Origin of the sequence: Clostridium neuense (genome assembly GCF_045310695.1) — a bacterium.
Classification (GTDB): domain Bacteria; phylum Bacillota; class Clostridia; order Clostridiales; family Clostridiaceae; genus Clostridium_S; species Clostridium_S neuense.
The window spans coordinates 180,354-193,343 of sequence record NZ_JBJIAA010000008.1 but is presented as its reverse complement, the minus strand read 5'-3'; the positions used below and the strand labels follow the sequence as shown (position 1 = coordinate 193,343).

Genomic DNA, 12,990 nt, shown 5'->3' with positions numbered 1-12,990 from the left:
TTATGTCGCTCTAACAGTTACATATTTTTCATTTACATAGTTAGTATAATATTCTTCCATAATTTTGTCAACTTTCACTTATAAAAATAATCCTACTTCTTTTTATTTCCCTCAGCTTTATCAGCACCTTTATCGTTTTTCTTCGTATTAGTCTCATTATCATGCTTGTTACTTTTATCACTGGCTCTTTCGTCCTTATTATTATTTGCATTGTTTACGTTTGAGCTGTTATTATTTTGGCTATTTTGAACTTTGCTCTTGCTATTATCTGGTCTAACACTTTTATTTTCAGCATTGCTTTTACCATTACCATTGGAATTTTCATTATTAGGCAGAGTATTGGCCTTTGGAGGATTTGAAGTCTTATTTTCTTGTCTTATATTTTCCTTTTTCACCTTATCCTCTTGAGTATCCTTGGGAATACTATTTCTTATTGATGATACGTCTATATTTCCCTTAACAGGATTAACCTTTACCTCAGAAAAGGATTTTATCACCTTTTCTCTTTTAGCCTCAAGCATAAGTTCATCTACAGCCTTATTTAGCAGAACATTTTTAACTTTAGTTTTATTTAATATGGTTTCCCCGGCTTTATCAGGAGCAGAAGCAGTTACTACGCGATTCCATCTATTTAATTTGAGCATTATTTTTGAATTCATATCAAGCTCTACAGCCTTTACTGGGTTATAATAATCCATAATTCCTAAAATAAATATAAATACTGCGGCTGCAACAGTTATAAAAGCTTTTCTAAATATAAGTACATCCTTAGCTTCGTATCCTTCATATTCTTCTCCGCATACTGGTGCAGCACTTCCACGTCTTACTCTGGTAAATTCCCCTGTTTCAGTCATTATAATTGCACTGCTGCCCATTATTTCCATAACCATTCCCTTTTTTTTAATCACTTTTATTCCTCCTTTCTAATGTTTAGGTACGATTTTAAATACATAAACTCATCATTTGCTAAAATTATTATTAAAGATATTAAATATCTTCTCCACTTTTCTATGAACTTTCTATTTTTACCCGTAAGCTTCATTATTTCTTTGGCTGGAAGTCTTTTGTTTTCCTCCAGTCTCTTTTTTATGTAAGTATCCTTAATACATAAAGTTGCTACATTAAGAACCTCATCCCTTGTATCTTTATGTGAAGGAGAATTTTTTGAAAGTGTAAAAAAATCTATATCGTACTCCTTTAGGTACTTCTTATATAAATTTATCTCATCTATTCTATTTCTGCGCTCCAGCTCCATATCGTATTTATCTAAGGATATACTATTGTGCATTTCCCTTTCGCTTTCTTCACCATCAAAATATAAAAGCGGTGCTTTACTGGAACTTTTAAAAAAATCTATAAGGCTATTTCTAATTACCACCTTTGCATAAGAAAAAAAATTTCCTTTAGTCTCTGAAAAAGTTTCGCAAGCCTTATTAAAAGCCTCTATGGCAACACTAAATTCTTCATCATTATTTTTATCTATTCTTTTCTTACATATAAAAGAAGCAGTTTTATAGATGAATTCCATATTCTCTTCTATAAATAAATTTCTATCTTCTATACGGAAGTCCTTTTCCATGGTTTCACCCTTTCTGCTATTATACATAGATTAAAGAGTACAGAATACAGAGTGCAGTGAATACTGGGGGGATCTTGTGATATCCAGCAGATGTTCATAACTAGCTTGCTAAATATATAGTTTTCACTGTACTCTCTAGTCCGCACTCTTTAATCTTTGGGTAATTTTAAGTCTTAAAGTTATATATATATATATATTTAATTACGAACTCTCCCATAAATTTGAGGGGGGAATTCAAATCTTTCAGGTTGCCTATTTATATTTTTTTAAATTCCCCCTCCAAATTAACCATTGATATCGTAAATAACATTGAAAATCACAAAGGGGGAAATAATTATGAAAAGAAAATTTATTTTAGGATTATCTCTATTTTTTACAATGTCATTATCAGTATCTGCATTTGCAGCAGAAAATACTACTGATAACTACAAATCTTATGCAGGCATAACACCTGGAAGTATATTTTATTCACTAGATCAAGCTCTAGATAACTTATCAATAAAGTTAGCCAGCTCGCCTTCAGACAAGGTAGAAAAGCTTCTTCAAATTGAAAGAGAAAGATTAGGAGAAATTCAAACATTAATAGATGACAAAAAAGTGGATCTAGGAGTAGAAACATTAGATAGCCTAAAAGCTTTAGCAGATCAAACTTCAACAGAAATAAACTCCATTCTAACTGACAGCAGTACATCAGGAGATGAAGCTGCAAAGGTTGATGAAGTAGTAAAGGATGCTGAAAACTTCAATACAAATTCAGCAGATACACTTAACGCTTTAAAAGACAAGCTTCCTCAGAATGCAGCTCAAAAGGTTGCTGCTGCAGCAGAAATGCAGACCGCTAAAAAAGAGGCTGTAAAGCAAATGGTAACTGCAATACACGAGCTTAACACTGCTAAGAAAGCTGTTAATACTGCTAAAAAAGCCTTAGACGATGCTACAAAGTCGGGAGATGCTGCTGCAATAGAAAAGGCTACAGCTGACTTAAATGCTGCTAATACTGTACTAGCAGAAAAGAAAACTGCACTTGATACTGCTAGAAAAAACAAAAGTGAAGTTATTAAAAACACAAAGTTAGGAAATGGACATAAGAAAAATACTACCACTACTACTGAAGATAAAGATACATCTACTGATACTGACGAAAACACTACTAGCACAGGAAGCACTACTACCACTGCCCCTGCAGCTGGAACTACTGACGAAAGTACAAACACTGCGACAACTGACACTGCACCTGCAGAAAGCGCACCTGCAGCAGTTACAGATACTACTTCTAAAGTTACTGCCCCAGCAACAGTTACTGCTCCAGCAACTATTAAAGCAGAAACAGTAACTACTGAATCAACTAATAAAAACAACAATGACAAAGCGAAAAATAATAAAGCAAATAATGGTAATGCAAAAAACGCTGATAAAAAGAACCATAATAAATAATTAAACTTTTACAATACCGAATCAGAACCTATTAGCAAAAACTTTTAAAAAATAAACTATTTAAAACATTAAAACTTTATTTAAACTATTTCTTCAATGCTATTACTTCACTAAACGAAAATACACTGTATATACGCATATTGGAGTTCGATCATACGCTCATGTGATTCTAGAATAAAATGTTATTCACTTTCTATAATCCAGCTCCCTACAAAAATACAGTAGGAACAGCGAAGGAATATTCTGAAGAAATGATTTAAAAAGAATCCAATAAATCTTATTAGAAGAATCACAAAATACCTGCATATTTTAATCTGTCTGACCGATAGAAATTTATTAAAATATTTTAGGGATTCATGATTTTTCCATATTAGATTTGTGGATTCTTTTTAATGTTACTTCACAATATATTTACAATAACACCAAATAAAAAGTCTTTGTATTGAATATATAATAAATTATAATTATAATAGGTAAGAATAAATATAATTATAAAGTATAGTAAGGTGATAGTTATGATAAACTTTGGAATAATAGGTACAAGTAAAATTACAGATCAATTTTTAGAAAGTGCACATTTAATACCGGACTTTAAGTTTAATGCGGTATATTCAAGAAAATATGAAAAAGGAAAAGCTTTTGCAGATAAATATGGTGTAAAAAATGTATTCACAGATCTAGAGGAAATGGCTAAAAGCAGCCTTATAGATGCTGTTTATATAGCAAGCCCCAATTCACTTCATGCAGCACAGTCAATAATATTTTTAAACAATAAAAAACATGTTTTATGTGAAAAAGCAATGGCTTCAAATGTAAAAGAAGCTAATGCCATGATTAAGGCAGCAAAAGATAACAAGGTACTTTTGATGGAAGCTATGAAGGTAACATTTTTACCTAATTTTAAAGCCATTAAAGATAATTTACATAAGATTGGAAAGATAAGAAAGTGTTTAATAAGTTACTGCCAGTACTCATCAAGATATGATGCCTACAAAAAAGGAGAAATTTTAAACGCCTTTAAACCAGAGCTCTCAAATGGAGCCGTTATGGATATAGGAACTTACTGCATACAGCCTTTAGTTAATATCTTTGGCAAACCGAATAAAGTAAGTGCTTCCTCTTTGAAGCTTGAATCTGGAGTAGATGGTGAAGGAAGTGCAATTTTGTCCTATGCTGACATGGAAGGCGTTGTTATATATTCAAAGATATCAAATTCCTATATTCAAAATGAAATACAAGGAGAAGATGGTTCTATAGTTTTTGATAGAATAAATCCTGTTAATAAAGTTTCAATAGTGTACAGGAATGGAAGTACAGAAGATATATCTGTACCTCAAAAAAAAGAAGCAATGTACTATGAAATTAAAGGCTTTATAGATGATATAAAAAATGGCACACTAGAATCAAGTGTTAATTCCCATTTTCAATCAATTACCGCAGCAGAAATTATAGAAAATATAAGAAGGCAAACAGGTATAGTATTTCCAGCAGACCTTTAAAGGAGGTAACCCGTGCAGCCATATATAGCTATTTTAATAATCTCAGCATTCATATTTTTAGCATGCTTCAAGTTTTTATGGAGCAATTTAGGTGTGACTGGAAGAAAAATAATTGCTTTAAGTATTTTATTAGTTGCCATGTGGAATGGAATTTATGCTGCAGAATTATTAAATCATAATTTAAAAACCAAAATACTACTTTTCTCCATTAAATATGTGATTATTGTTTATATACCAGTACTTTGGTTAATAGCAACCTCAGAATTTACGGAGAAAGGTGAATTTCCTAAATACTCTAAAATAGTGTTTTTTATTATTCCTACAATTGCAGCTGTTATCATTTTAAGTAATCCCTACAGCAACCTATTTGCATATGATTTTAACATAGAATTAAAGAATGGTTTTAATATTCTTACTAAGAAACTTGGAGATTGGTTCTGGGTTGACACTGCATATAATTATTTAATAAACATAATTAATATGGCAATTTTATTAAGAGCAACCCTCTCCAAGGGTTATTTTGCTAGAAAGCAGGCAATTGGTATTATCATAGGTATAAGTTTTCCAATTTTCAGCAATATAATTTCAACACTTAGTATGCAGCTTGCTAACGGAATAGATTTTACACCTGTTTCTTTTCTATTTTCAGTACTAATAACAGGTTTTGCTGTAATACAATATGGCTTTATGAATATTGTTCCTATTGCAAGAGAGTATGTTTTTGAAGATATGGACGAGCTTATGATAGTAATGGATATCAATAAGAAGATAATCGATATAAATAAAAAAGCTCTTAATGCATTTAACACTACTTCTTCCAATATATTAGGAAAACCAATTAAAAAAATAAGCAGTGAAATTTCAAACTATGATTTCTCAAGTTTACAGAATAATCCCTTAAAGGTTCAATTTAAGCGCAATCTTTACGGAAGAGAGATTTATTATTATGGTTCTATAAAGGCTATCAAATCTAATAGCAGTGAGATAATTGGCTACTTACTGCTGCTTCAGGATATAACTCAGCTTACTAAAGTTCAAAATAGATTAAAAAAATTGAATGCCAAGCTTTACAAAGAGTCTATAATGGATGGATTAACCTCCTTGTATAATAAGAAGCATATTACCAGGCTATTAAGCGACGAAATCAATGCCGTTGCAGTAACCAAGAAAACTCTCACTATTGGAATTATGGACATTGACTTTTTCAAGAAAATCAATGATAAGTATGGTCATTTGGTTGGCGATGAAGTTTTAAAGAAAGTATCTAAGATAATCAAATCTCAAGCTAAAGGCAATATAAAAATAGGAAGATTTGGCGGAGAAGAATTTCTTATCATAATGCCAGGTATGGCACTTGAGGCGGCAGCTAAACTGTGCAATGAAATTAGAGAAAAAATTGAAGCTTGTGAATTTGAATATAAAAATTTGAGAGTTACTACAAGTATCGGCTTAGCAGAATTTAAGGAAGATGATATTAACGAGCTTATAAAAATAGCTGATGACTTTTTGTATAAAGCAAAAGAAAATGGAAGAAATAGAATTGAGTTTTAGAAGCCAACTCAATACACAAGAAGGTAAATCCTCCTTAATTGTGCATTGAGTTGGCTTCCGGTTTATGAATAATTTATTTATAAAATTTAACTCTACCCTCTAAAGGTAAAAAGTCCTTGTGCTGTGGCCCTGAAATAGGTTTACCAAACGGCATTTCCGCTATAAGCTTCCACTCATTAGGTATCTTCCACTGCTGCCTAACCTTATCATCAATTAAAGGATTATAATGCTGAAGGGATACCCCTAGACCTTCTCCGGAAAGCGCATTCCATATGTTTATTTGAAGCATTCCAGAAGCCTGTTCTGACCATATAGGGAAATTATCTTTATAAAGTTCAAATTTTTCTTGAAATGATTTAACAACACTCTGATCTTCAAAAAACAATATAGTTCCATGACCATTTTTAAAAGAGTTTATCTTTTTCTCCGTATTTTGAAAATTTTCTTCTGGAACTATTTTTCTAAGTTCTTCCTTAGTAATATCCCAAACCTTATCATGCTCTCCACCGAATAATACCAGAACCCTAGAGCTTTGTGAATTAAAAGAAGATGGGGTATACTTAACCGCAAGATTAACTATCTCCTTAATTCTTTCATCGGAAATTGTACTTTCTTTACCTATTCCATATATTGTCCTTCTATTTTCTAGAACCTCATAAAAATCTTTTGACATTTATCTCACCTCAATTTATTTTTGTAACAAACTAATTTTTAGTAACTATGATTATATACTACATCTATCAATATATAATGTCAAGTAATAATTATAATCAATTAATAAAAATTAAACTTAGTAAAAAAATAGTTTCTGCTAAATCCTTTTGCAGAAACCATTTTTTACATTGGTAAGATTATTTAATTAATTGACATACATCATTAGCAAATTGTACAGGATCTTCTACCGGAAGTCCTTCTATAAGTAATGCTTGATTATATAGAAGATTTGAATACATCTTTAATTTATCTTTATCTTCTTCAAAGGCCTTCTTTATGGCAGCAAACATTTCGTGATTTGTATTTATCTCTAAAATCTTGTCTGCCTTAACATTCTGGCTGTCTGACATCATTTTAAGCACTTTTTCCATTTCTATAGATAATTCACCATCATTTGATAGACAAACTGGATGAGTTTTTAATCTATTTGATGCTCTAACTTCCTTAACCTTGTCTTTAAGTGTATCCTTCATGAAATCAAATAGTTCTTTATTTTCTTCTGTTTCCTTCTTGCTTTCTTTTTCATCAGCCTCAAAGCCCAAGTCTTTGCTTGAAACAGATTTAAATTCCTTTTCCTTGTATTTCATTAGCATTTTAATTGCAAATTCATCTACATCATCAGTGAAGTATAATATTTCATAGCCCTTATCCTTAACAAGCTCTGTTTGTGGTAACTTATCAATTTTATCTATATTTTCACCAGCTGCATAGTATATAAACTTCTGATCCTCTTTCATACGTGTAACATACTCATCAAGGCTTACAAGCTTCTTTTCTGTTGAAGAATAGAATAAAAGTAAGTCTTGAAGTACATCTTTATTGCTTCCAAAATCAGAATAAACTCCATATTTAAGCTGTCTTCCGAAGCTTTCGTAGAACTTTTCATAGTTTTCACGGTCTTTTTTAAGCATTGATAAAAGTTCATTTTTAATTTTTTCTTTTATCTTCTTTGCAATAAATTTGAGCTGTCTATCATGCTGTAAAAGTTCTCTTGAAATATTTAAAGAAAGATCAGCAGAATCAACTAAACCTTGAACAAATGCAAAGTAATCTGGAAGTAAATCCTCGCATTTTTCCATTATAAGTACACCGTTTGAATAAAGCTCTAGACCTTTTTTGAATTCCTTTGTATAGAAATCAAAAGGAGCTTTAGCTGGTACAAACAAAAGTGTTGTATAGCTTACTGCACCTTCAACACTTGAATGAATTGTCTTTAAAGGTTTTTCCCATCCAAAATGCTTATCCATATAAAATTGGTCATAGTCTTCCTGCTTTAATTCATTCTTGTTCTTTCTCCAGATTGGAACCATACTGTTTAAAGTTTCATCTTCAAAGTAATCCTCATATTCCTTATCTTTATCTTCTTTGTCTTCCATTCCAGCTTTTACTCTGCTCTTTTTCACCATCATTTTTATTGGATATTTTATAAAATCAGAATACTTTTTAATTAATTCTTTTAGTGTATACTCTTCTAAATATTTATCATAGTTTTCGTCTTCAGTATTTGCCTTTATTTTAAGTGTTATTTCAGTTCCAACTTCATTTTTTTCGCATTCTTCAATTTCATAGCCTTCTACGCCCTTTGATTCCCATTTATAGGCTTCATCAGAATTTATAGAACGGCTCTTTACAACTACATCCTCTGATACCATGAAAGCTGAATAGAATCCAACTCCAAATTGTCCTATGATATCTACTCCCTCTTTTGCCTCATTTTCATTTTTGAAGGCTAACGAGCCACTTTTTGCTATAGTTCCAAGGTTATTTTCAAGTTCGTCCTTTGTCATTCCTATACCAGTATCAGTTATTGTGAGGGTCCTTTTTTCCTTGTCTGCTGTAATCCTAATGTAAAAGTCCTCTTTATTGAAAGTTACATTTTCATCTACAAGTGAACGATAATAGCTCTTATCAATTGCATCACTTGCGTTTGATATGAGTTCTCTTAAAAATATCTCTTTATTTGTGTAGATAGAATTAATCATTAAATCAAGGAGTCTTTTTGACTCTGCCTTAAACTGTTTTGTTGCCATGATATCATTTCCTTTCGTAGATTGTATATATTATCAATAAATTTTTAAGTCAATATTTTGTTAGCACTCTATATAACTGAGTGCTAATTTTATTTTAGCAATTATTTCTTCTTTGTCAATATGTTTTTAGAATTTATTTAATTATCCAGACAAAACTTTTTTATAACTTCTGCCACTCCATCTTCATCATTACTTAAAGTCACAAAATCCGCACACCTCTTAACCTCATCTGGTGCATTTCCCATTGCAACTCCAAGACCTGCATATTCTATCATATCTATATCATTATAATTATCACCAGCTGCAAGTATTTCACTCTGCTTTATATTAAATTTTTCTCTAAGAATTTCTATTGCAGACGTCTTTGAAGCTTCCTTCGGCATAATTTCAAGATAGGTTGACTTTGAAGGATATATGTTTAAACTATCTATTTTAAGCTTTTCCTTTAATAGTTTTATTTTATTAGGAGCTGCCATACACAAGATTTTATTTGCTCCAGAGCCCTCCCCCTTCCATTTTTCAATTGAATCATTGAATTTAACTATGGTTGGAGTTATATTGGTTATCTCACTTTCCTGCCTAGCCCACTCATCCATTTTTTCTATATACCATTCATCATCCTTGTACAAGCTAACATGTATACCAAATTCCTTAGCATAGCTATAAACTTTCTTAATATCTAAAGCGTCTATATTTCTCTTAGATAGAATTTTTCTATTCTTATCTAAAATCAAAGCACCACTATAGCAAATAATCGGTGCTTCTATTTCAAGCTCCTTCAACAAAAATATTATCCCCTTTGGCATTCTAGCCGAAACCAGGATTACAGGAATACCTTTTTGATCTACCGCAGTTTTAATTGCTTTCTTTATCCCTTTAGTAATCTCGTTATTTGAATTTAATAGCGTACCGTCAATATCCAAACATATCATTTTAAATTTACTCACTTTAAATACCCCCATCTATCAAAATAAATATCCTCATTATAAAATAAAGAACTTCAAACTGGAATTTAGCGAGGTGATATTGATTTGGGATATTAAATAAAGCTAATAAATCAAGTGGTGATTTAAAACGAGTGCTTACTTACGGTATAGAAGGATAATGGGCAAAGCCCATACCCCGTGTGCGTTTACTCGCTGTCGCTCAAACAGATTAAATTCTCTAAGACTTTTACGATTTATCATCTAAGATTTATAAAGCTCTATTTAAACCATCACAAATCAACATTACTTCGCTTAGGCCTAAATGCAAGGAATATACACATATATGAGGTTTGGGCTTTGCCCATTATCCTTCTTGAACGAAATATTATGTACATTCTATAATCCGATTCTCTACGAAAAATACCATAGCAACGAGATTTTAGGACAAAAATAGTGATAAAATGTTCAAATAATGTACTATAAAGATTTACGCCAAAATTCCGTAGGTACGGAGGAATTTTTCCCTTGTACTACCGTGGGAGTGAAGCAACAATACTGAAGGAACGATTTAAAAAAATTCTAATAAATCTTGGTTCAAAAATTGTAAAATGCTTAGATATTTCAATCTGTCTGAGCGTATGCGAGTTATTGAAATATCTTAGTGTTTTATGATTTTTGAACCTTAGATTTATAGGATTTTTTTAACGCGACGAAGCATTATTACTTCACAATTTCCAGTTTATCGAAATGCACTTGGTATTATCAATTTCAATCTTTAAGCTTATTTATCTATAGTAACAAGTTGAATTCCTTTTTCTTCCATAATACGAATAAACTTATCCGTTGGCATAGTATCTGTTATAAACATGTCTACTTCATCCCAATTTAGTCCTTTAAAATAGCTTACTTTATTAAATTTTTCAAGGTCCGCAAGAATTATTACCTTAGATGCATTTTGTGAGACCCCCCTTTTAATGTAAGCATCTTCTTCATCAGCATAAAAAATGCCTTCTTCTGTTATGGCTGCTGCCCCCAAAAATGCTGTGTCAAATTTTATTCCACTAATGTAATTCAAACAGTCAGGACTATAAAAAAATCTATTGTTTTTATTGAGACTTCCTCCTGTTGAATATATGTGTACATCCTTTTTTTGAGAAAGTATTTCAATGTTATCAAGAGAATGAGTAAATACTGTAATTTCTTTATTTACATATTGGGCAAGAAAACTTACTGTAGTAGAAACATCAAAAAAATAATGTTTGCCTTCTTCAATAAATTCCAGTGCCCTTTTTGCAATATTCTTTTTCTCATCAGAATATGCTTCAAGTCTTTCCCTGTAGTTTTTAATTGTGTTTTTTAAAACTGGAAGACTAATGCCGCCTCGGCTTCTTACGGCTGCCCCTTGCTTTATGAGCTCTACAATATCACGCCTTGCTGTATCTCTAGATACCTCAAACATTTCACAAATAGTGTGCACAGACATACTGCCGTTCTTGTTTAAATACTCTAATATATTAAGAAGTCTCTCTTCCTGATACATATAATCACCTCATAATTTTATTATAAGTATTTTTAAGTAATAAATCAATATTTATAAGTAATTATATTTTTATTCCTATCCAAAGTAAGATGTAAAAATTGTATTTTCTTTGAATTATATTTAGATATAAAAAAGTAACCAGTAGCTCTCAGAAAGTAACTGGTTATATATAAATTCCAAAACGTATTATTAAGCTGATTACAATGCTCAGTAACGCATCTTTATTTTGCTCTATCACATTTATTAAAAAGAATACATTTTTTATCTAAATTTAAAGGAATGTATTATGATATTCTGAAATGATATTTAAAAAACTATTTTTTTCTAACAATTAAATTGAAATGCCTAGACATTCTCTCATTGCCTTCTATATCATAATTTATTTGTTCAACAGTATCATTGATTAAATTAAATTCAACAAAAAATTTTTTTATATCATTTATGTCAATATAAAGATGTGGAACATTTCGTTCTGTATCATCCTCATCTCTCAATATGGTATTGCCATCAATATGTTTATTTTTATCAGCATTTTGATACGCCAAACTATTTTTTGAAAGCAGAGTAATAAATAATTCTCCTTTATCTTTCAATACCCTGCTTATTTCGTGAAGTGACTTAATAAATCCTTCAATATCCGTATGATATATTACGTTATACGCAATTATACAATCAAATGCGCTATCGTTAAATGGTAAATGGTCCATATCACATACATATGTTGTTATATTTAGTTTCTCCTTATCTGCCCAATTTTTTAAATGATTTATACCATAATCGGATAGATCTACAGAACTGACTTCATAGCCTTTCTGTGCAAAATAGATTGAATGTCTTCCCAACCCACATCCTAAATCAAGGAACTTCTTAAATCCCTTTGACTTCCATGATTCAGCTAAATAACAAGATTCTAATGAAGGATTTAACCATTTATTACTTTCATTTTTACTCCAGTCCCAGGCTTTTGATTCAACCATAAGTTTTCTCCCCTTTAATTTCCTAAAAGTTCGGTTTAATTCCTTCAAATGCATAGTCTATCAATTTCTTTATAAAAATATCATCAAGTACTTCTCCAGTTATTAATAATCTATAAAATACGGGTCCCCAAATTAAATCAATAACTAACTCTATATCCAAATCCTTTCTTAATTCCCCTCTTGAAATCCCACGTTCTAAAATTTGCTTTGAAATATCTCGGCGAGGCTTAAAATATGCTTTACGATATATATCAGCTAAATTTTGATCAAACTGTCCTTCAGCTATTATTTCAGTAATTACATTTCCTTTTTTACTCATTAAAAATTCTACAAAATTACTGACTTGAATAAGCATATCATCAATAGTTGAACCTGTATCAGGTATTGGAAGCTTCTCCGTAGTCGCATTTAAGAAACCATCCATAACAACAGCAGCTTTATTGGGCCACCATTTATAAATAGTAGCTTTGCTAACTCCAGCTTTTTCAGCAATTTTTTCAACGGTTACTGCTCCAAATCCATTTTGAATTAATAAATCATATGAAGCAGTAAGAATATCTGTTTTTGTTTTTTCACTGCGAGGACGCCCTAATTTTTTATCCATTATGTATATCTCCTTACATTATTATAAATGAACTTTAAAACTATAGATAAACAGCATGAAAGATTTAAATTACCAATACCAAACTTATCCATACAAACTTGGGACTTGCAATTTCAATAGTTAAAACGGTTTATCC

The 12,990-nt window shown here is 31.0% G+C and carries 11 protein-coding genes; 3 read left to right on the top strand and 8 right to left on the bottom strand.

From position 1 onward, the window contains the following. Positions 1-92 precede the first annotated feature (92 nt). Positions 93-908 (bottom strand): anti-sigma factor domain-containing protein, encoded by an 816-nt coding sequence (locus tag ACJDT4_RS11325; protein ID WP_406787678.1) that lies wholly within the window; start codon positions 906-908, stop codon positions 93-95. A gap of 2 nt (positions 909-910) precedes the next feature. Further along, the gene (locus tag ACJDT4_RS11320; protein WP_406787677.1) at positions 911-1,579 is read right to left on the bottom strand and encodes an RNA polymerase subunit sigma; all 669 of its coding nucleotides are present in this window, start codon (positions 1,577-1,579) and stop codon (positions 911-913) included. 336 nt (positions 1,580-1,915) lie between these two features. Here ACJDT4_RS11320 and ACJDT4_RS11315 point away from each other — a divergent pair, with 336 nt between their 5' ends. The 3 genes from ACJDT4_RS11315 (at position 1,916) to ACJDT4_RS11305 (ending at position 6,063) form a co-directional block, all read left to right on the top strand. After that, positions 1,916-3,013 carry a DUF5667 domain-containing protein gene (locus ACJDT4_RS11315; RefSeq protein WP_406787676.1) on the top strand — a complete coding sequence of 366 codons (1,098 nt, stop codon included), beginning with the start codon at positions 1,916-1,918 and terminating at the stop codon, positions 3,011-3,013. A gap of 515 nt (positions 3,014-3,528) precedes the next feature. Further along, a complete protein-coding gene (locus ACJDT4_RS11310) occupies positions 3,529-4,512 on the top strand; it encodes a Gfo/Idh/MocA family protein (RefSeq protein ID WP_406787675.1) in 984 nt (327 codons plus the stop codon). A gap of 12 nt (positions 4,513-4,524) precedes the next feature. Continuing rightward, positions 4,525-6,063, top strand: coding sequence for a histidine kinase N-terminal 7TM domain-containing diguanylate cyclase (locus ACJDT4_RS11305; RefSeq protein ID WP_406787674.1), 1,539 nt, complete (start codon positions 4,525-4,527; stop codon positions 6,061-6,063). 73 nt (positions 6,064-6,136) lie between these two features. On the opposite strand, the gene ACJDT4_RS11300 is transcribed toward ACJDT4_RS11305, so the two are convergent. The 6 genes from ACJDT4_RS11300 to ACJDT4_RS11275 form a co-directional block, all read right to left on the bottom strand. Then, a complete protein-coding gene (locus ACJDT4_RS11300) occupies positions 6,137-6,736 on the bottom strand; it encodes a nitroreductase family protein (RefSeq protein ID WP_406787673.1) in 600 nt (199 codons plus the stop codon). A gap of 178 nt (positions 6,737-6,914) precedes the next feature. Further along, complete coding sequence (gene htpG, locus ACJDT4_RS11295) at positions 6,915-8,807, bottom strand: molecular chaperone HtpG (RefSeq protein WP_406787672.1); 1,893 nt, start codon at positions 8,805-8,807, stop codon at positions 6,915-6,917. Between the two features lie 137 nt (positions 8,808-8,944). Next, entirely contained in the window at positions 8,945-9,754 is an 810-nt protein-coding gene (locus tag ACJDT4_RS11290; RefSeq protein WP_406787671.1) for a Cof-type HAD-IIB family hydrolase, read from the bottom strand. A 760-nt stretch (positions 9,755-10,514) separates the two neighbouring features. Continuing rightward, positions 10,515-11,273 carry a DeoR/GlpR family DNA-binding transcription regulator gene (locus ACJDT4_RS11285; protein WP_406787670.1) on the bottom strand — a complete coding sequence of 253 codons (759 nt, stop codon included), beginning with the start codon at positions 11,271-11,273 and terminating at the stop codon, positions 10,515-10,517. 314 nt (positions 11,274-11,587) lie between these two features. Beyond that, on the bottom strand, positions 11,588-12,250 hold the full coding sequence (locus tag ACJDT4_RS11280) for a class I SAM-dependent methyltransferase (RefSeq protein ID WP_406787669.1): 663 nt from the start codon (positions 12,248-12,250) through the stop codon (positions 11,588-11,590). A 22-nt stretch (positions 12,251-12,272) separates the two neighbouring features. Further along, positions 12,273-12,854: a TetR/AcrR family transcriptional regulator gene (locus tag ACJDT4_RS11275; protein ID WP_406787668.1), complete on the bottom strand. Its 582-nt coding sequence runs from the start codon at positions 12,852-12,854 to the stop codon at positions 12,273-12,275. Positions 12,855-12,990: the final 136 nt, after the last annotated feature.

Excerpts from the sequence above, each read along its gene's own strand:
- ACJDT4_RS11300 (WP_406787673.1), bottom strand. The coding sequence starts at position 6,736 with ATGTCAAAAGATTTTTATGAGGTTCTAGAAAATAGAAGGACAATATAT.
- ACJDT4_RS11320 (WP_406787677.1), bottom strand. The coding sequence starts at position 1,579 with ATGGAAAAGGACTTCCGTATAGAAGATAGAAATTTATTTATAGAAGAG.
- ACJDT4_RS11280 (WP_406787669.1), bottom strand. The coding sequence starts at position 12,250 with ATGGTTGAATCAAAAGCCTGGGACTGGAGTAAAAATGAAAGTAATAAA.
- ACJDT4_RS11315 (WP_406787676.1), top strand. The coding sequence starts at position 1,916 with ATGAAAAGAAAATTTATTTTAGGATTATCTCTATTTTTTACAATGTCA.
- ACJDT4_RS11310 (WP_406787675.1), top strand. The coding sequence starts at position 3,529 with ATGATAAACTTTGGAATAATAGGTACAAGTAAAATTACAGATCAATTT.
- htpG (WP_406787672.1), bottom strand. The coding sequence starts at position 8,807 with ATGGCAACAAAACAGTTTAAGGCAGAGTCAAAAAGACTCCTTGATTTA.
- ACJDT4_RS11285 (WP_406787670.1), bottom strand. The coding sequence starts at position 11,273 with ATGTATCAGGAAGAGAGACTTCTTAATATATTAGAGTATTTAAACAAG.
- ACJDT4_RS11275 (WP_406787668.1), bottom strand. The coding sequence starts at position 12,854 with ATGGATAAAAAATTAGGGCGTCCTCGCAGTGAAAAAACAAAAACAGAT.